Annotated in this window: 16 protein-coding genes; 12 read left to right on the top strand and 4 right to left on the bottom strand. The window is 71.3% G+C overall.

All coding sequences use genetic code 11. The features are described 5' to 3' along the window. Nucleotides 1–67: 67 nt before the first annotated feature. From sepH to ACFY2Q_RS00890, 3 genes are all read right to left on the bottom strand, one after another. Nucleotides 68–1,147 (bottom strand): septation protein SepH, encoded by a 1,080-nt coding sequence (gene sepH / locus ACFY2Q_RS00900; RefSeq protein ID WP_387126268.1) that lies wholly within the window; start codon nucleotides 1,145–1,147, stop codon nucleotides 68–70. 185 nt (nucleotides 1,148–1,332) lie between these two features. Beyond that, nucleotides 1,333–2,460: a phosphoserine transaminase gene (serC, locus tag ACFY2Q_RS00895; RefSeq protein ID WP_387126266.1), complete on the bottom strand. Its 1,128-nt coding sequence runs from the start codon at nucleotides 2,458–2,460 to the stop codon at nucleotides 1,333–1,335. A gap of 224 nt (nucleotides 2,461–2,684) precedes the next feature. Further along, nucleotides 2,685–3,791: a citrate synthase 2 gene (locus ACFY2Q_RS00890; RefSeq protein ID WP_387126264.1), complete on the bottom strand. Its 1,107-nt coding sequence runs from the start codon at nucleotides 3,789–3,791 to the stop codon at nucleotides 2,685–2,687. Nucleotides 3,792–4,071: 280 nt separating this feature from the next. Between ACFY2Q_RS00890 and pdxH the strand changes: the two genes are divergently transcribed. The 7 genes from pdxH (at nucleotide 4,072) to ACFY2Q_RS00855 (ending at nucleotide 10,249) form a co-directional block, all read left to right on the top strand. Then, nucleotides 4,072–4,731: a pyridoxamine 5'-phosphate oxidase gene (gene pdxH, locus ACFY2Q_RS00885; RefSeq protein WP_387127516.1), complete on the top strand. Its 660-nt coding sequence runs from the start codon at nucleotides 4,072–4,074 to the stop codon at nucleotides 4,729–4,731. Next, nucleotides 4,728–6,023, top strand: coding sequence for an MFS transporter (locus ACFY2Q_RS00880; RefSeq protein WP_387126262.1), 1,296 nt, complete (start codon nucleotides 4,728–4,730; stop codon nucleotides 6,021–6,023). The genes pdxH and ACFY2Q_RS00880 overlap by 4 nt, the downstream gene beginning before the upstream one ends. A 70-nt stretch (nucleotides 6,024–6,093) precedes the next feature. Then, nucleotides 6,094–7,023: an aldose 1-epimerase family protein gene (locus ACFY2Q_RS00875; protein WP_387126261.1), complete on the top strand. Its 930-nt coding sequence runs from the start codon at nucleotides 6,094–6,096 to the stop codon at nucleotides 7,021–7,023. A 23-nt stretch (nucleotides 7,024–7,046) separates the two neighbouring features. Further along, nucleotides 7,047–7,649, top strand: coding sequence for a nitroreductase family protein (locus ACFY2Q_RS00870; RefSeq protein WP_387126259.1), 603 nt, complete (start codon nucleotides 7,047–7,049; stop codon nucleotides 7,647–7,649). Between the two features lie 189 nt (nucleotides 7,650–7,838). Continuing rightward, nucleotides 7,839–8,144 (top strand): type II toxin-antitoxin system VapB family antitoxin, encoded by a 306-nt coding sequence (locus ACFY2Q_RS00865; protein WP_387126257.1) that lies wholly within the window; start codon nucleotides 7,839–7,841, stop codon nucleotides 8,142–8,144. A gap of 44 nt (nucleotides 8,145–8,188) precedes the next feature. Continuing rightward, nucleotides 8,189–9,352: an acyl-CoA dehydrogenase family protein gene (locus tag ACFY2Q_RS00860; RefSeq protein WP_387126255.1), complete on the top strand. Its 1,164-nt coding sequence runs from the start codon at nucleotides 8,189–8,191 to the stop codon at nucleotides 9,350–9,352. A 96-nt stretch (nucleotides 9,353–9,448) separates the two neighbouring features. Beyond that, complete coding sequence (locus ACFY2Q_RS00855) at nucleotides 9,449–10,249, top strand: DUF4230 domain-containing protein (RefSeq protein ID WP_387127514.1); 801 nt, start codon at nucleotides 9,449–9,451, stop codon at nucleotides 10,247–10,249. Nucleotides 10,250–10,327: 78 nt separating this feature from the next. On the opposite strand, the gene ACFY2Q_RS00850 is transcribed toward ACFY2Q_RS00855, so the two are convergent. Further along, nucleotides 10,328–10,537, bottom strand: a complete 210-nt coding sequence (locus ACFY2Q_RS00850) for a PspC domain-containing protein (RefSeq protein ID WP_387126253.1) — start codon at nucleotides 10,535–10,537, stop codon at nucleotides 10,328–10,330. Nucleotides 10,538–10,850: 313 nt separating this feature from the next. On the opposite strand from ACFY2Q_RS00850, the gene ACFY2Q_RS00845 reads away from it, so the two are divergent. The 5 genes from ACFY2Q_RS00845 (at nucleotide 10,851) to ACFY2Q_RS00825 (ending at nucleotide 18,150) form a co-directional block, all read left to right on the top strand. Further along, nucleotides 10,851–12,221, top strand: a complete 1,371-nt coding sequence (locus tag ACFY2Q_RS00845) for an L-serine ammonia-lyase (RefSeq protein ID WP_387126250.1) — start codon at nucleotides 10,851–10,853, stop codon at nucleotides 12,219–12,221. Nucleotides 12,222–12,291: 70 nt separating this feature from the next. Continuing rightward, nucleotides 12,292–13,119: an ABC transporter permease gene (locus ACFY2Q_RS00840; RefSeq protein WP_387126248.1), complete on the top strand. Its 828-nt coding sequence runs from the start codon at nucleotides 12,292–12,294 to the stop codon at nucleotides 13,117–13,119. Nucleotide 13,120: 1 nt separating this feature from the next. Next, a complete protein-coding gene (locus ACFY2Q_RS00835) occupies nucleotides 13,121–13,867 on the top strand; it encodes an ABC transporter ATP-binding protein (protein WP_387126245.1) in 747 nt (248 codons plus the stop codon). Then, nucleotides 13,864–15,924 carry a DUF5941 domain-containing protein gene (locus ACFY2Q_RS00830; RefSeq protein ID WP_387126242.1) on the top strand — a complete coding sequence of 687 codons (2,061 nt, stop codon included), beginning with the start codon at nucleotides 13,864–13,866 and terminating at the stop codon, nucleotides 15,922–15,924. The genes ACFY2Q_RS00835 and ACFY2Q_RS00830 overlap by 4 nt, the downstream gene beginning before the upstream one ends. A gap of 15 nt (nucleotides 15,925–15,939) precedes the next feature. Next, the gene (locus ACFY2Q_RS00825) at nucleotides 15,940–18,150 is read left to right on the top strand and encodes a CDP-glycerol glycerophosphotransferase family protein (RefSeq protein ID WP_387126240.1); all 2,211 of its coding nucleotides are present in this window, start codon (nucleotides 15,940–15,942) and stop codon (nucleotides 18,148–18,150) included. Nucleotides 18,151–18,181: the final 31 nt, after the last annotated feature.

Raw genomic sequence — 18,181 nt, 5'->3', positions numbered from 1 at the left:
TTCGGTGGGTGGGGTCGCGCGGCCCCGCGTCGACCGGCGGCGGATCGCCACCCGTCAACGCGGAACGTCAGGAAGACTCGCGCGCCGCCGGGCCGCTGCCGAAGAGGACGTCGTCCCAGCTCGGCAGCCGCTTACGCGGCTTGCCGCTGGCGTCGGTGGACTCGCCACCGGCCGCCGCGGCGGCACCGGTCCGTCGGGGCCGCAGCACCGCAAGCGACGGCACGGCCGGGACCTCCTTGGGCGCGTCCGCGTCGTCGTCGAAGGCCGAACCCTGGCCACCACCGAGGAGCGCGGCGGCACCGCCGCCGACCGGCCGCTGCCGGGGGGCGTCCGACCCGGCCAGAGCAGCCGGTGTACGCGGTTCCAGGCCACGACCCGACGAGGAGCCGAGCGGACGGTCCAGTGAGGCGAGCAGGGCGTCCCGCCCGGCCCGGATCGGGTCCCGACCGGGGCGGGGGTGCTCGGACGCCGCCGGCAACCCGTGCCCACCACGGCTCGGCTCACCACGTGACGGACCGGGCAGGGCGTGCCCGCCCCGCTCCGGTGCCGGCTCCTGGCCGAGGATCGGCGTGGGCCGCTCGGCGCACAGATATTGCGCCATGTCGTCGTGCGGCGTGACCGCCTGCCGGGTCTTGTCGAGATCCCAGATGGCCTGCGCGGTGGCCTTGCCGGACGGCCAGGTGGCGATGATCCGCCACGTGCCGTCGTCGCGCCGGTATGCGTCCCAGGAGATCTTCTCGGTGTCGATGCCGTGCTGGCTCAGCCGACCGTTGACCACCTCGGCGAGTGGCGTGGGCTTCTCCGCGCCCTTGAGCCGGGTGCGACGGGCGTGCTGGGCGAGCATCGCCCGCTCCTGCAGCACCGGGCCTGCGTAGCGCAGCACCCGGTCGACAGGCACACCGGCGATCCGGGCGACGTCCTCCGCGGACTCACCCGAGCGGATCCGGGCCTGAATGTCCCGGGGGGACAGTGAGGGGATCGGGTCGGCGGCACTCGGTGCCACCGCGAGCGGCGGCGCACCGGGCTCGGCGTGCAGCGCACCGGCGATCCGCTCGTCGATCGGCAGGGCGAGCAGTCGCCCGACCTCGTCGGCGAGAACCAGAGCATGGCCGTCCTCGGAGAGGGCGACGAAGCGTACTGGGCGCATTGCGTTGCCTCCGTCCCGCTTCGCTGGCCGCACGCCACGAGTCGGCCACCCAGGCGTCTCCGAACACCGTACGCGCATCTGCCACGGGGTGGGGGAAGCGACACCCCGCATGTCGCGACTGAGCTGCGGCGATGATCACGGTCGGTGTCGGTCGAGGCTCCGACCGACACCGACCGTGACGATCGTCAGAGGCGTTCGACCACGTAGTCGATGGAGGCGGTCAGCGCCTCGACATCGGACGGCTCGACAGCCGGGAACAGCGCCACCCGCAGCTGGTTGCGGCCCAGCTTGCGGTACGGCTCGGTGTCGACGATGCCGTTGGCGCGCAGCGCCTTCGCGATCGCGGTGGCGTCCACCCCGTCGGCGAAGTCGATTGTCGCGACCACGTTGGACCGCAGTGCCGGGTCGGTCACGAACGGGGTGGCCACTGTGGACCGCTCCGCCCAGCCGTACACCGTCGCGGCGCTCTCCGCGGTGCGCTTCGCTGCCCAGGCCAGGCCACCCTGCGCGTTCATCCAGTCGGTCTGCTCGGCGGCCAGGAAGATGGTCGCCAGCGCCGGAGTGTTGTAGGTCTGCTCCAGCCGCGAGTTGTCGATCGCGGTGACCAGGTCGAGGAACGCCGGGATGTAGCGCCCGGACGCCTTGATCTCGGCGGCCCGGTCCAGCGCGGCCGGCGACATCAGGGCCAGCCAGAGGCCACCGTCGGAGCCGAAGCACTTCTGCGGTGCGAAGTAGTAGACGTCGGTCTCGCCGACGTTGACATCCAGGCCACCGGCGCCGGAGGTGGCGTCGACAAGCAGCAACGAGCCCTCGTCCGCGCCGGCGACCCGGCTGATCGGCACTGCCACGCCTGTCGAGGTCTCGTTCTGCGGAGTGGCGTAGACGTCCACGCCGCTCTCGGCGACAAAAGTCGGCGCGCTGCCCGCGTCGGCCTTGCGGACGGTCGGCTCGCCCAGGAACGGGGCGTCCTTGACCGACTTGGCGAACTTGGCGCCGAACTCGCCGAAGCTGGCGAACTGCGCCCGCTCGCGTACGAGGCCGAACGTGGCGACCTCCCAGAACGCGGTGGTGCCGCCGTTGCCGATCACGACCTCGTAGCCCTCGGGCAGCGAGAAGAACTCGGCGATGCCGGAGCGCAGCCGGGCTACCTGATCGCGGACCGTCTTCTGCCGGTGCGAGGTGCCCAGGTAACTGGTGGCCACGTCGGCGAGGGCGGACACGGCCGCCGGACGGACCTTGGACGGGCCGCAGCCGAATCGTCCGTCAGCGGGCTTGATCTCGTCGGGAATCCGGATGATCGGGGCGTCAGCCACGGTGTAAAGGTCCTTCCACAAGGGCGGGGGCGGCCCGGCGACACTGCCGGCCCCCATCCTCGCACCCCGATTGAGCGGTGGAGGCCAGGGTCTCAGGGGCTGGCCTGAGTCCTTCAACACACTCAGCCCCACCCGCCCCGAGGAAGGGCCCCTTCTTGACAGCAGGCGTTGAAAAGGGGCCCCTTCTCTGCGCCAGGCGTTGAGAAGGGGCCCTTCCTTACACCTCAGACGCCGTGGGGGATGGCGGCCCAGCCTTCGACGTCGGACGGCTTGCGGGTCTCCGGGCCGACGTAACGGGCGGACGGGCGGACCAGCCGCTGGAGGCGCTTCTGCTCCAGGATGTGCGCGCTCCAGCCACCCATCCGGGCGCATGTGAACATCGACGTGAACATGTGCGCAGGCACCTCGGCGAAGTCCAGCACGACGGCCGACCAGAACTCGACGTTCGTGGCGAGCACCCGGTCGGGGCGGCGGGCCTGCAACTCGGCCAGGGCCGCCTTCTCCAGCGCCTCGGCGATCTCGAAGCGCGGCGCGCCCAGCTCCTTGGCGGTGCGCCGGAGCACGCGGGCGCGCGGGTCCTCGGCCCGGTAGACCCGGTGGCCGAAGCCCATCAGCCGCTCGCCGCGGTCGAGGACACCCTTGACGTACCCCTCGGCGTCGCCGCTGCGCTCCACGGCCTCCAGCATGCTGAGCACCCGGGACGGCGCGCCGCCGTGCAGCGGGCCGGAGAGGGCGCCGATGCCGGAGGAGATGCACGCCGCGGCGTCCGCCCCGGTGGAGGCGACGATCCGGGCGGTGAAGGTGGAGGCGTTCAGGCCGTGCTCGGCGGCCGAGATGAAGTACGCGTCGACGGCCTTGACGTGGCGGGGGTCGGGCTCGCCGCGCCAGCGCTTCATGAACCGCTCGACGATCGTCTGCGCCTTGTCGATCTCCTTCTGCGGCACCGCCGGCAGGCCGAGGCCCCGGGCGGACTGGGCGACGAAGGAGAGCGCGGTCACCGAGACCCGGGCGAGGTCCTCACGGGCCTGCTCGTCGGAGATGTCAAGCAGTTGGTTGAGCCCCCAGTACGGGGCAAGCATGGCGACCGCGGACTGCACGTCGACCCGGATGTCACCGGAGTGCACGGGCACCGGGAACGGCTCCGCCGGGGGCAGGCCCGGCCCGAAGCGGCCGTCGACAAGCAGCGCCCACACATTGCCGAACGAGACCTGCCCGATCAGATCCTCGATGTCGACCCCGCGATAGCGCAGCGCCCCGCCCTCACGGTCGGGTTCGGCGATCTCGGTCTCGAAGGCTATGACGCCCTCCAGACCGGGTTTGAAATCGGCCATGTCGCTCTCCTGGATCTGCTCGGTGCGCCCGATCAGCTCATCCGGCCCGGTCGGCCGTGCGCCTTAGGCGACCCTCAGGGATGTGTCCGGAACATCTTGCCTGCTGTGTAACTGGATACGCGACCCGCTGCGACTGTGCTGCACGCGACATCCCCGGATGCGCGTTTCGGCTGCCGCCGGGTGAGACTGTGCGGTGCGGGCTGGTCAGCGCCGGGGGTGCGCCGACAGGGCCGCCGAGAAGGAGTACGTTGTGACGGGCGACACACCCGCCCCGTCCGCGATGCGTAACGAGTACGCCGCGGAGCTGGGCCTGACCGAAGCTGACCTGGCCGCCGACTGGCACACCCAGTTCGACGGCTGGTTCGCCGACGCGGTGGCCTTCGGGCTACCCGAACCGAACGCGATGGTGGTGGGCACGGCCGACGCCGCCGGCCGGCCAAGCGGCCGGACCGTGCTGCTGAAGGGGTACGACCCCGAGGGCTTCGTCTTCTTCACCAACCATCTCTCGCGCAAGGGCGTCGAGGCGTCCGCGAATCCGTACGCCAGCCTGGTCTTTCCGTGGTTTCCCATGCAGCGGCAGGTGGTCGTCGCCGGCCGGGTCACCCCGGTCGAGGCGTCGGTGACCGAGGCGTACTTCGCCAGTCGGCCGCGCGGCTCCCAACTGGGTGCCTGGGCCAGCCCGCAGTCGCAGGTGGTGCCGGACCGGGCCGCGATCGAGGAGCGCTACCGGGAGGTGGCCGAGCGGTTCGCCGACGAGGCGGTCATCCCGCCTCCGCCGAACTGGGGTGGGCTGCGGGTCCGGCCCGATTCGGTGGAGTTCTGGCAGGGCCGGGCCGGCCGGCTGCACGACAGGCTGCTCTTCCGTCGCACCGACGACGGGCCACCCGGCGGCACCCCCGGTGGCGGCGGAAGCTGGATCGTCGAGCGGCTGGCGCCGTGACGGGTGTGCAGGAGGCCCGGCGGGGAGCAGGCCGCTGGGCGATCGACGTACGTCCGCTGCGTGTGCCCGCGTACCGCCGGCTCTGGCTCGGCAACACCGTGGCGATGTTCGGTTTCCAGTTCACCGCCGTCGCGGTGCCGGTCGAGATGTACGCCCTGACCAGGAACTCGTTGTGGGTCGGTCTGCTGGGCGTGGCGGCCTTCGTGCCGCTGCTGATCTTCGGGCTGTGGGGCGGGGCCATCGCCGACGCCCGGGACCGCCGGGTGGTGCTGCTCGGCGGGTCGGTGCTGCTCTGGGCGTCCACCCTCGGTCTGCTGGTCCAGGCGCTGCTGGATGTCGGCAGCCCGGTGCTGCTGCTGGCGTTGATGGCGGTGCAGTCGGTGGCGTTCGCCATCAGTTCGCCGGCCCGCAGCGCCATGCTGCCCCGGCTGGTTCCGGAGAACCTCGTTCCGGCCGCCGCCACCCTGAACTACACGACGTTCACCGCCGCCTCGGTGGCCGGACCGCTCGCCGCAGGCCTGATCCTCGCCGCCTCCACGGACACCAGGTTGGCCCTGTCGATCGCGTACGGCGTCGACGCGGTGCTGTTCACCGCGATGCTCTGGGCCGCGCTGCGCCTGCCCGCGCTGCCGCCCGAGCCCGCCGCCGACGGTGAGCCCCGCCGTGCCGGCCTGGCAAGCGTTGTCGACGGGTTCCGCTACCTGGCGACCACGCCCGTGCTGCTGCTCTCCTTCGGGGTGGACCTGATCGCGATGATCCTGGCCATGCCGCGGGCGCTGTTCCCGGAGATCGCGCACGAACGGTTCGGCGGTGGTGGCGCGGTGGGCCTGCTCTACGCCGCCATCGCGATCGGCTCGATGATCGGCGGGTTGACCTCCGGTTGGATCGGCCGACTCCGCAGGCAGGGGCTCGGCCTGGTGGTCGCGGTGGTCGCCTGGGGCCTGGCGATCGCCGCCGCCGGGCTGGCCCACCACCTCTGGCTGATGGTCGTACTGCTCGCTGTGGCCGGTGCCGCCGACCTGGTCAGCGCGGTGCTGCGCCAGTCGATGCTGTTGATCTACGCGCCGGACCGGATGCGTGGTCGACTCCAGGGCGTCAACACGGTGGTGGTGGCCGGCGGGCCGCGCCTGGGCGACCTGCGGGCCGGCACGATGGCCGCCGGGTTCGGTGGCGGGGTCGCCTGGGTGGCCGGCGGGCTCGCCTCGGCGGTGCTCGTGGTGGTGCTCGCGCTCGTCTTCCCGGCGCTGCTGCGCTACCGGGCCGCGACAGCGTCGAGCGGTGACCGGTCGTGACGGTGTCGAGCGGCGCTCGGGCGTGACCGTGTCGAGCGGGGACCGACGGTTACCGGTTAGGGTCGCCGGCATGGAGAGCCCCGACCAGCGCCCGTTCTCCGGCGCCCAGTGGACCATCGCCGCCGCCGGCCACGAGGCCGTCATCGTCGAGGTGGGCGGCGGGCTGCGGACGTACCGGCAGGACGGTGTCGATCTGCTCGACGGGTACGCCACCGACGAGGTCTGCCCCGGTTGCGCCGGGCAGGTGCTGGCGCCCTGGCCAAATCGGATCCGGGATGGCCGCTACCCGTTCGCCGACCGGACGCACCAGCTCGCGCTTACCGAGCCGGAGCGGCACGTGGCCATCCACGGGCTCGTCAACTGGGTGCCGTGGCAGCTGGTGGAGCAGACGGCGGACACGGTGACTGTCGGCTACGACCTGCCGCCGCAGCCGGGCTACCCGTGGCCGCTGCGGCTGGTCAGCCGGTGGCGCGTCGGCGCGGACGGTCTGCGCGCCGAGCACGAGGTGACCAACATCGGTGCCGAGGTGGCGCCGTTCGGCTTCTCCGTGCACCCGTACCTGCAATTGCCGGGTGTCGCGGTGGACGACCTGGTCATGCGGATGCCGACGCGTAGCCGGGTGCTTGTGGACGGTCGGCTGCTGCCGGTCGGGGTGACACCGGTGACCGGCACCGAGTACGACTGGACCAGCCCGCGCCGGATCGGTGCGGCTGTGCTGGACCTCTGCTTCGGTGATGTCATCCGCGACGCCGACGGCGGCTCCTCGGTGAGCCTTGCCGCGCCGGACGGCTCGTCCGGGGTGAGCATCTGGGCGGATGCCGAGTTCGGCTGGTGGCAGGTCTTCACCGGCGACGCCCTCACCGGCGAGCGGCACAGGCGTTCGGTGGCGATCGAGCCGATGACCTGCCCGCCGGACGCGTTCCGGTCCGGTAGGGACATGCTCACGCTCAAGCCGGGCAGCACCTGGCGGGGTTCCTGGGGCATCCGGCCCGGGGCCTGAGCAGGCCGGCGAGGGGGAGCGGGATGGAGTTCGCCGAGGTCGTCAGGCGGCGGCGGATGGTGCGCAACTACGACCCGGACCGTCCGGTCCCGCCCGACGTGGTGGACCGGCTGCTCGACCACGCGGTCCGGGCCCCGTCGGCCGGTTTCGCCCAGGGTTGGGGCTTCCTGGTGCTGGAGGAGGCCGCCGACCGGGAGCGGTTCTGGGCCGCCACCACTCCCGAGGGTGGGGGGCGGGAGCGCTGGCTGGCGGGGATGCGTCGGGCGCCGCTGATCGTGGTGCCACACGCGAACGAGTCGGCCTACCTGCGGCGCTACGCGGAGTCGGACAAGGGCTGGACGGATCAGTCCACCGACCGATGGCCGGTGCCCTACTGGTACGTCGACACCGGCTTCGCCGCGCTGCTGATGCTTCTCACGGCAGTGGACGAGGGTCTGGGGGCGTGTTTCTTCGGCATTCCGCCGCAGCGGCTGGCCGCGTACCGGGACGCGTTCGGCGTACCGGCGGAATACCACCCCATCGGTGCGATCACAGTTGGTTACCGGGCACCCGACCATCGGTCACCATCCCTGCGCAGAGGGCGTCGTGGAGTGGACGAGGTGGTACGACGAGGCCGGTGGAGCTGAGGTGTTCGTCCCGTTCGTCCAGGTGCGGAACGGACGAGCGGTAGCGAAACTGACATCAGGCAGCAGAACGCGACGTGCGCTGGGCCGCTAGGCTGGCACGGTCATCGGTGCTGCGCCGTGCGGTACCCGCTGCGGCCCGGCACGGCGCCGTCTGGTCGGCCCGGCCACAGGGGAGGGGAGCGTGCCGTCGTGATCTTCAGAGCGGTCCGGGACGGGCGTCCCTATCCGGAGCACAACCTGACGCTCAAGCAGTGGGCGGAGATCCCGCCGCGTCCGCTGCGCCTGGATCAGTTGATCACCACCAAGCGTGAGCTGGCGCTCGACAAGCTCCTCGCCGAGGATTCCACCTTCTACGGTGACCTCTTCCCGCACGTGGTGCAGTGGAGCGGCGGGCTCTACCTGGAGGACGGCCTGCACCGCGCCCTGCGCGCGGCCCTGCAGCAGCGCAACCAGATCCACGCCCGGGTGCTCGTGCTCTCCGGGTCGATCGAGTGACGCGAGCACTCCCACCGGCCTGAGTCTTCGTTAAGGTGGCGTCCATGACCGCTCCGCTGGACCTGCTCGACCTGGACCCGTCGCTCAGCGAGGAGGAGCGGCAGATCCGCGACGTCGTCCGCCAGGTCGTGGACGACCAGGTCCGCCCCTACGTCGCCGACTGGTACGACAAGGGTCGCGTGCCGGCCCGGGAGTTGGCCCGGGAGTTCGGCAAACTCGGGCTGCTCGGCATGCACCTGACCGGCTACGGCTGCGCCGGCGCCTCCGCCGTCGCCTACGGGCTCGCCTGCCAGGAGTTGGAGGCCGGCGACTCCGGCGTCCGCTCGCTGGTCTCGGTGCAGGGCTCGCTGGCCATGTACGCCATCTGGCGCTACGGCAGCGAGGAGCAGAAGCAGCGCTGGCTGCCGTCGATGGCGACAGGCGACGCGATCGGCTGTTTCGGGCTGACCGAACCGGACCACGGCTCCGACCCGGCGTCGATGACCACCCGCGCACGCCGCCACGGCGACGACTGGGTGCTCACCGGCGGCAAGCTGTGGATCACCAACGCGCCGATCGCCGACGTCGGCGTGATCTGGGCGCGCACCGACTCCGGCGTGCGGGGTTTCGCCGTACCCATGGACACGCCAGGCGTCACGGCCCGCGAGATCCACCGCAAGATGTCGCTGCGCGCGTCGGTGACCGGCGAGATCTCCCTCGACGACGTCCGGCTCCCGGCGGACGCCCTACTGCCCGAGGCGATCGGGCTCAAGGCCCCGCTGAGCTGCCTCACCGAGGCCCGCTACGGCATCGTCTGGGGCTCGGTCGGCGCCGCCCGGGACTGCCTGGAGACCGCCCTGGCGTACGCCACCACCCGCACCCAGTTCGGCCGCCCGCTCGCCGGGTTCCAGCTCACCCAGGCCAAGCTCGCCGACATGGCCGTCGAGCTGGTCAAGGGCCAACTGCTCGCCCTGCACCTCGGCCGGCTCGCCGACGCCGGCCGCCTGCGCCCCGAGCAGGTGAGCGTGGGCAAACTGAACAACGTGCGGGAGGCCCTGGCCATCGCCCGGCAGTGCCGCACCATCCTCGGCGCCAACGGCGTCTCCGGGGAGTACCCGGTGATGCGGCACGCGAACAACCTGGAGAGCGTGCTGACGTACGAGGGCACCTCGGAAATCCACCAGTTGGTCGTCGGGCAGCGGCTCACCGGGCTCTCCGCCTTCGCCTGACCTGCCCGTTTGTGCTTTCCGGCCGCTCGGCGCGCGGCTGTCGTACGGGGGCCGTACCGTCATTGACAGACGACGTGTCTGACGAGGACGGTGAGTGTGATGGCTCGCGACGCTGGCATCAACGAGCCCACGAGAGAGTTCCCCGGTTACCCGACCGGCGACGATCTCAAGGAGCGCTCGACCCCTGCACTCGAATCGACAGCGGACACCCCCGGTGGCACCGGTGACCCGACGACAGGCGGGCCAGGTGGGTCCGGTGGGGCGGCCCGTGGCCTTCTCCTGCTGCTCGGTGCTGCCGCGTTGGCCGTGGTGGTGCTGCTCGGCGTGCAGGCGACAGGCTTCCTGCCGGATTTCCGCAACCCGTTCGCCAAGGAGCAGACCGACCGCAGTCAGCCGCCGCTGTTGAAGTCGATTCAGGACCTCAGCCGCTACGTGGCGGCGGAGGGCAACTTCCAGGTCGTGGTGGACACCCAGAACGACAGGCGCAACGTTCCCGACTTCCTGCTCAACGAGCGCACGCTCTTCGTCGGGGCCGGCAGCGTGGAGGCGTACGTCGACTTCGCCAAGATCGGTGAAGGTGCGGTCGTCGAGTCCGCCGACGGCACCTCGGTCGAGATCAAACTGCCCGCGCCGCAACTCGGTGAGACAAACCTCGACCTGGAGAAGAGCTACGTCTTCGCCGAGCAGCGCGGTCTGCTCAACCGGCTCGGTGACCTGGTCGGCAACGACCCCAACCGGCAGCAGCAGGTCTACCAGTTGGCCGAGGAACGGATCACCGCCGCCGCCCGGGACAGCGGGCTCTCCGCCCGCGCCGAGGAGAACACCCGCAAGATGCTTGAGGGGCTGCTGCGCTCATTGGGCTACCAGCAGGTCACTGTCACCTACACGGCTCCCTGATCTGCCACTACTCCGTACGCGCAAGCGCCCGCCCCGACCATCGTCGGGGCGGGCGCTTGACGGTGGCGCGGTTGGGGGTCAGTGCCGGGCGGTGGCGAAGTAGCGGTCCTCGTTCGGCATGAGGACCCAGAGGATCAGGTAGACGATCACCTGGGTGCCGGGCAGCAGCAGCGACAGCAGGAACAGCAGCCGAACCATCCCGGCGGACATGCCGAACCGCTGACCGAGGCCGGCGCAGACACCGGCGAGCATGCGCCCCTGGCGGGGCCGAACCAGTTTGCGACTCATGTCGTACTCCCACTCTGCGGCAGTGCGCCGCGTCTGCAATCCACGGTAGGAAGGGGCCGCGATCCCGCCCTCGGTCTGAGGGATGATCGGCAGCCCGTGGACCCGTAGGTACATACCCGTGCGGCCCCACTCCAACGCCCCGCGCTGCCCGCGACGGGGTGGGCGGGGCGGGCGGGCGGGTAGGCTCGCAGGTCGGGCACCCACACCCCGGGTGCCCGGCGGCCGCCCGACCGGGCGACCACGAGCGGAGCCGCCTACCGGTGGCTACGAGCGGGCCGGATCCCGTACGACGGGACGGCGAGAAAGCGCAGCCATGATCAGTGTTTTCGACCTCTTCAGCGTCGGCATCGGGCCGTCAAGTTCGCACACGGTGGGGCCGATGCGGGCCGCCCGTACGTTCGTGGCGGGGCTCAAGGCCGACGGGCTGCTCTCCGACACGGCGCGGGTGCAGGCAGAGCTGTTCGGTTCGTTGGGCGCTACCGGGCATGGGCACGGCAGTGGCCCGGCGGTGCTGCTGGGGCTCTCCGGCGAGGCGCCGGAGACGGTCGACACGGACACCGTCGGCCCCCTGGTGGAACGGATCAGGGCCGAGCGGCGGCTCAGCCTGCTGGGCGCGCACGAGATCGACTTCGACCCGGATCGGGATCTGACGCTGCATCGTCGCCGGTCGTTGCCGTACCACCCGAACGGGATGACCTTCGCGGCGTACGACGGGGCCGGTGCCGTGCTGTGCGGCCGTACCTACTACTCCGTCGGTGGCGGTTTCGTGGTGGACGAGGCGGCGGCGGGCGCGGATCGCATCAAGCCCGACAGCACCACGGTGCGGTATCCCTTCCTGACCGGCGCGCAGCTGCTGGAGGTGACCACACGCACCGGCTTGTCGATAAGCGAGGTGATGCTTGCCAACGAGCGCTCCTGGCGCAGCGAGGCGGAGATCCGAGCTGGCCTGCTGGACATCTGGCGGGTGATGCGGGAGTGCGTGCAGCGGGGCGGCGAGCGGGACGGCGTACTCCCTGGTGGTTTGAAGGTTCGGCGGCGCGCGGCGGAGCTGCGGCGCAGCCTGGAGGCGGACACCGCGAGCACCGACCCGCTGCGGGTGATGGACTGGGTGACGCTGTTCGCGCTCGCGGTGAACGAGGAGAACGCGGCAGGTGGTCGGGTGGTCACCGCACCTACCAACGGCGCGGCGGGGATCATCCCGGCGGTGCTGCACTACTACACCCGGTTCATCGAGGACGCCGACGACGAGGGTGTGGTGCGGTTCCTGCTGGCGGCCGGGGCTATCGGCGTGTTGTTCAAGGAGAACGCCTCGATCTCCGGCGCGGAGGTCGGCTGTCAGGGTGAGGTCGGCTCGGCCTGCTCGATGGCCGCCGCCGGGTTGGCCGAGGCGCTCGGCGGCACGCCCGAGCAGGTGGAGAACGCCGCCGAGATCGGGATGGAGCACAACCTCGGGTTGACGTGTGACCCGGTGGGTGGCCTGGTGCAGATCCCCTGCATCGAGCGGAACGCGGTGGCTAGCATCAAGGCGATCACGGCCGCCCGGCTCGCGCTGCGCGGTGACGGGGTGCACGCGGTGTCGCTGGACAAGGTCATCAAGACCATGCGGGAGACGGGCGCCGACATGAAGGTCAAGTACAAGGAGACGGCGCGTGGCGGTCTGGCCGTCAACGTGATCGAGTGCTGAGTCTGCCGATTCGGGGCATTCGTTCACCGACTGCTAACCTGTCGTCCGTTTCAGGAGGCGGGAGGCTGCGGTGACCGCTGGCGTCGCGGCGTTGTGGTCGCACCGCAACTCGCTGCGCATCCTTGTGAGGCGGGATCTGGCGGTCAAGTACCAGCAGTCGGTCCTTGGCTACTTCTGGTCGTTGATCGAGCCGCTCGGCATGGGCGCCATCTACTGGTTCGTCTTCGGCGTGCTCTACTCCCGGGACACCGGGCGGCATCTCGGCGAGGCCGCCGGGTCGTACCCGCTGTTCCTGATCACCGGGATCTTCGCCTGGATGTGGACCAGTTCGGCGCTGAGCGAGGCGACGAACGCGCTTACCGGCCAGTCCCGGCTGATCACCACGATGAACGTGCCGCGCCAGGTCTTCCCGATCGGGCGGGTCACCGGCCGGTTCGCCGAGTACGCGGCAGGCCTGCCGATCCTCGCCGCCATCGCGGTGATCTACACGGTGCACGGGCGGATCCACCCCGGCTGGTCGTTGCTGGCGCTGCCGCTCGCGGTGGCCGTCCAGGCTGCCCTGCTGATCGGGCTGGCTCTGCTGCTGTCGGCGTGGAACGTGCTGATGCGCGACGTGGAACGGCTCATGCGGCTGATCATCCGGGTGCTCTTCTACGCCACGCCGATCATCTACCCGCTCAGCCTGGTGCGGGAGTCGAGCCTGCCCGGCTGGTTGAAGGTGGTGTACGAGCTGAACCCGCTGGTCGGGATCTTCCAACTGCACCACGCGATCTGGTACCCGGACGAGTTCCCGGACGCCCGACTGCTCGTCACCACCGTCGCCGGCAGCCTGCTGGTGCTGGTCGCCGGCTGGTGGTCGTTCCGCCGGCTGGAACCCGCAGTGCTCAAGGAACTCTGAGATGGCCGCGCCGATCATCGAGGCCGACGGCCTGGGCATCCGGTTCGTCCGCAACCGTCGCCGCCAACTGCGGCTGCGGGAGTTGTTCATCCACCGGGGCGCGCGGGGTGCCCTGCCGGGCCAGTTCTGGCCGCTGCGCGACGTGTCGTTCACCGTCGAGCCGGGCGAGACCGTAGGGGTGATCGGCCGCAACGGCACAGGTAAGAGCACCCTGCTGCGGCTGATCGCCGGGGTGCTCATTCCGGACGAGGGCAGCATCCGGGTGCACGGGGCGGTGGCGCCGCTGCTGGAGTTGTCCGCCGGCTTCTCCAACGACCTGACCGGGCGGGAGAACCTGCACCTCGTCGGTGGGCTGCACGGGCTGTCGGCGAGCTACCTGAAACGGCACTTCGACGAGATCGTCGAGTTCGCCGGTGAGCAGGTGGAACGGGCCATCGACACGTCGGTGCGGCATTACTCGTCGGGGATGAAGGTGCGGCTCGGCTTCGCGATCATCTCGCACCTGCCGCATCCGATCCTGCTGATGGACGAGGTGACCGCTGTCGGCGACGCGGAGTTCCGCAAGAAGTGTTACGCGACTATTGATCGTCTGCTCGGGGAGGGGCGCACGCTCGTGTTGGTGTCACACAACGAAAAGGACCTGACCCGGTTCTGCCGTCGGGGGTTGTACCTCGACGCGGGCCGGTTGACGCTCGACGGCACCATCGCCGAGGCGCTCGACGCGTACCACGCCGCGGTCCCGCGGTGACGCTCGCGATCGTGCTCGCCGCCGGGACGCCCGCGGCGGGCCTGACCACCGCGACCGGTGAGCCGCTCGCCGACCGGCTCGCCGCCCAGTTGCGCCGGGCCGGGGCGGCCGAGGTGCGCTTCGCCGCGACCCTCGACGAGTTTGCCGCGCTTGCCGACTCCGCCACCGGCCCGCTGCTGGTGACCGGCACGGACCTGGTGGCGCACACTGCCGTCCTGCGGCACCTGGCCACCAGCCCGGTCGGGCCGACCGTGGCGTTGGTGCTGAGCGACCCGCCGGTGCCCGGCCGGACGGCCGTGCGCGAGGAGCGCGGACAGGTCGTCGATGCCGGCGCGGTGGGCGACCTCGACGGCGACGCCACAGGCGTGTTCGGCGGTGCGCTGCGGGTCGGCGTGGACGACCTACCGACCCTCGCCGCTGCTGCCCGGGCCGCTACGGCAGGCCTGCTGCCCGTCGCCACCCCGTTCGGCCCGGCCGGCGACGTTTCGCCGCTGTCCCCGGGCGATGGGGGTGGATCTGGCGCGCCGGTCGCGGCCGGCGGCCCCGGGTCCGCCGTGGACCGGCTCTTCGCGGGCCTCGCGGGGCTCGGCACCCTGATCTTCGCCCAGCGGGTACGCCTGCTCGTCGCGCACCGCGTCGAGGACGCCGCCGGGCTGGCCGCCGCGGAGGCGGCGGTGACGGCCGTCGACGAGGACCGCGCCGAGTTGCGGCTGTCGGTGAAGGAGAAGGACGACTTCTTCTCCACGTACTTCGTCAGCACCTGGTCGCCGTACGTGGTGCGGCTGGCGGCACGGATGCGGCTCACCCCGACCGGGGTGACCGCGATCTCGGTGCTGTTCGCGCTGGCCGCCGCCGTGCTGTTCGGCGTCGGCGGGCGACCCGCGCTTGTGGTCGGCGCGGTGCTGCTCTACCTCGGGTTCGTGCTGGACTGCGTGGACGGTCAGTTGGCCCGCTACACGAGGCATTTCAGCGCGTGGGGTGGCTGGCTGGACACGATGGCCGACCGGGCGAAGGAATACCTGGTCTACGCCGGTCTCGGGTTCGGCGTGAGCCACGCCGGGCTGGGCAACGGCTGGGCGTTGGCGATCGCCGCGATGACGTTGCAGACCGTCCGGCACATGACCGACACCTGGTACGGGGCGCTGCACGACGAGGCGGCTCGACGGCCCCGGTCGGCGTCGGGTGCCAGCGGCGGGATCGGTGACCGTCTGAACGCCGCGTCGACACGGGTGCAGGCGGACACGGGTTCGCTGTCGTACTGGCTGAAGCGGACTGTGGTGTTCCCGATCGGCGAGCGGTGGGCGCTCATCGCGGTGACCGTCGCGCTGTTCAATCCGCTTGTCAGCCTGATCGCGGTGTTGGTGTGGGGTGCGCTGGCGTTCGCGTACACGGGGGCGCTGCGGACGTTGCGGGCCCGCTGGATGTGGGTGCCGGTGTTGGACACGGTCGACGCGACGCTGCACCGCGACGACGGGCCGCTGGCGCGCCGGCTGCCTGTGGTCCGCCCGATGGGGCCGCTCACCCTGGCGGTGATCGCCGCGCTCGGCCCTGTGGTGCTGCTTGTCGCGGCGCTGCTGAGCGACACGCCCGACGGGCTGCGCTGGGCGGTGCCTGTGGCGTTGCTTGTGCTGCTCGCCGGTGGTCTCGGTGCCGGTGCGGCGCACAACGGCCCGCTGGACTGGCTGGTGCCGGCGGCGTTGCGGGCCGCCGAGTACCTGTTCGCCATCGCGGTAGGGGTGGTCGGTGGCGTGCCGGGGTGGTTGATCTTCGGCTATGTCTTCGTGCTCACCGTGCACCACTACGACCTGACCGCGCGACTGGAGAAGCGACAGGCGGCACCGCCGCTGCACGGGGCCACGCTGGGCTGGGAGGGTCGTTCGGTGCTGCTGGCCCTCGCCGCGATTGCCGATATAGCCGGTATCGGCATGGCTACACTCGGTGCGTACCTTCTCGTGGTCTTCTTGGCGAGCGCCGTCCTGGCCTGGTTCGTCCGGCCGGCCCGTAGCGCGCGGGCGTCGGCCGCGCCCCTGGGCGCGGGAGGTGTGGCGCCGCGCTGACGGAGGGACGGCCGGATGACCCTTATCAGTTTCGTGGTTCCGGCCTTCCGGGTGCAGGGCTACCTGCGCGAGTGCCTGGACTCCATCCTCGGCCAGCCGGAGACCGATCTTGAGGTGATCGCCGTCGACGACTGCTCGCCGGACGCCAGCGGCGAGATCATCGACGAATACGCCGCCCGTGACCAGCGGGTTCGATCAGTCCGGCTGCCGGAGAACGTCGGCCTCGGTCCGGCCCGCAACATCGGGCTGGACCGGGCCGTCGGCGAGTACGTGTGGTTCATCGACGGCGACGACTGGCTGACGCCCGACTGCCTGTCGGAGGTCGCCGAGCGACTGCGGGCGACCCGACCGGACGTGCTGCTCGTCGATCACGTTCGGACGCACTGGAACGACACCGCCACCCGCAGCGCGATGGCCGAGGTGTTCCCCGAGTCGCCCGGGCCGGACACCTTCCGGCTGCGGGACCGGCCGGAGGCGATGCGGCTGCTGCACACCGCCTGGAACCGGCTGGTCCGGCGGGAGTTCCTTGTCGACCTGGGGCTGCGCTTCTCGGCCGGGTGGTACGAGGACGTCTCGTTCAGCTATCCGGTGCTGATGGCGGCGCGGCGGATCGGCGTACTGGATCGGGTCTGTGTCAACTACCGGCAGCGCCGAGCGGGCGCGATCACCAAGACGCGTGGGGATCGGCACTTCGAGGTGTTCCCGCAGTGGCACCGGGTCTTCCACCTGATGGACGCCTGGTCACCGGCGGTGGACGCGCTGCGGCCAGCGGTCTTCGAGCGGATGATCTGGCACTACCTGACGGTGCTCGGCAACGACCAGCGGATCGCCCCGGAGCTGCGAGCCTCCTTCTTCGCGCAGATCACCGCCGACTACGCGCGGTGGGTGCCCGACGGCGGCTACCCCGTGCCGGAGGGGGTGGAGGGGGTCAAGCACCGGTTGGTCGCGACCGGCCGGTGGCGGACGTTCACCGCGCTGCGGGCGGCCAGCCGGGCCCGGGACACGGCCCGCCGGCAGGTGCGTACCGCCCGCCGCCGGGTCGGGCCCGTCGCCCGGCGCAGTGCCCGACGGACACGCGACGGCCTGCTGCGCGAGTACTACCGGGCGGAACTGCGCCGACCGGTCGACCCGACCCTCGCGGTGTACGCGGCCTACTGGTACCGGGGCTACGCCTGCAACCCGGCGGCGATCTACGAGGTCGCCCGCCGGCTGGCCCCCGGCGTGCGCGGGGTGTGGATCGTGCGCCGCGACCGGGTGGACGCCGTGCCGGACGGGGTGGAGTACGTGGTCGCCGGCACCCCTGCCTACTACCGCGTGCTCGCGCGGGCCCGCTGGCTGATCAACAACGTCAACTACCCGGATTTCGTCCGCAAGCGGCCGGAACAGGTGCACGTGCAGACCCACCACGGCACTCCGGTCAAGGTGATGGGGTTGGACCAGCAGCGCTACCCGATCGGTGCGGGCCGGATGGACTTCGCCGGGCTGCTGCGCCGCGTCGACCGTTGGGACTACAGCGTCAGCGCCAACAGCTTCTCCACCCAGATGTGGGATCGGGCGTACCCGGCCGCGTACACCACGCTCGAGGTGGGCTATCCGCGCAACGACCGGCTGGTCACCGCCAGCCCGGAGGAGGTACGTCGGCTGCGGGCGGAGTTCGGCTTCGGCCCCGACGAGCGGGTGGTGCTGTACGCCCCGACGCACCGCGAACATCTGCCCGGTTACCGGCCGCCGTTCGACCCGGACCGGTTCGTCGAGGCGCTTGGTGACTCGGGTCGGCTGCTGATGCGCAGTCACTACTTCCACGACCGCGATCGCCGCCCCGGCCGGCCGGTGGAGTGGGAGCGGGTGCGCGACGTCAGCGGCTACCAACGGGTCGAGGACCTGTACCTGGTGGCCGACGTGCTGGTCACCGACTATTCGTCGGCGATGTTCGACTACGCGGTGCTGGACCGGCCGATCGTGCTCTACGCACCCGACTGGGAGGCGTACCGCCTGGCCCGGGGTGTCTATTTCGACGTCACGGCCGAGCCGCCGGGCGCGGTCGCCACCACCTTCGCGGACCTGCTGGACCTGCTCCGCGCCGGCGCGGAGCGCTCGGACGCGGCGACCAAGGCCCGGGAGCATTTCCGGGGCCGTTTCTGCAGGTTGGATGACGGTCGGGCGGCGGAGCGGGTGGTGCGCCGGGTGTTCCTGGGCGAGTCGCCCGAGCCGTCGGCGGGGTGCTGACCGCGCCGACATGCGGTGCCCGTTGTCGCGG

Origin of the sequence: Micromonospora sp. NPDC000316 (assembly GCF_042898885.1) — a bacterium.
Taxonomy (GTDB): domain Bacteria; phylum Actinomycetota; class Actinomycetes; order Mycobacteriales; family Micromonosporaceae; genus Micromonospora.
Note: the sequence above shows the minus strand (reverse complement) of the source record. Positions and strands in the feature narration are given on the sequence as shown.

Excerpts from the sequence above, each read along its gene's own strand:
- sepH (WP_387126268.1), bottom strand. The coding sequence starts at position 1,147 with ATGCGCCCAGTACGCTTCGTCGCCCTCTCCGAGGACGGCCATGCTCTG.
- ACFY2Q_RS00890 (WP_387126264.1), bottom strand. The coding sequence starts at position 3,791 with ATGGCCGATTTCAAACCCGGTCTGGAGGGCGTCATAGCCTTCGAGACC.
- pdxH (WP_387127516.1), top strand. The coding sequence starts at position 4,072 with ATGCGTAACGAGTACGCCGCGGAGCTGGGCCTGACCGAAGCTGACCTG.
- ACFY2Q_RS00875 (WP_387126261.1), top strand. The coding sequence starts at position 6,094 with ATGGAGAGCCCCGACCAGCGCCCGTTCTCCGGCGCCCAGTGGACCATC.
- ACFY2Q_RS00870 (WP_387126259.1), top strand. The coding sequence starts at position 7,047 with ATGGAGTTCGCCGAGGTCGTCAGGCGGCGGCGGATGGTGCGCAACTAC.
- ACFY2Q_RS00860 (WP_387126255.1), top strand. The coding sequence starts at position 8,189 with ATGACCGCTCCGCTGGACCTGCTCGACCTGGACCCGTCGCTCAGCGAG.
- ACFY2Q_RS00850 (WP_387126253.1), bottom strand. The coding sequence starts at position 10,537 with ATGAGTCGCAAACTGGTTCGGCCCCGCCAGGGGCGCATGCTCGCCGGT.
- ACFY2Q_RS00845 (WP_387126250.1), top strand. The coding sequence starts at position 10,851 with ATGATCAGTGTTTTCGACCTCTTCAGCGTCGGCATCGGGCCGTCAAGT.
- ACFY2Q_RS00835 (WP_387126245.1), top strand. The coding sequence starts at position 13,121 with ATGGCCGCGCCGATCATCGAGGCCGACGGCCTGGGCATCCGGTTCGTC.
- ACFY2Q_RS00825 (WP_387126240.1), top strand. The coding sequence starts at position 15,940 with ATGACCCTTATCAGTTTCGTGGTTCCGGCCTTCCGGGTGCAGGGCTAC.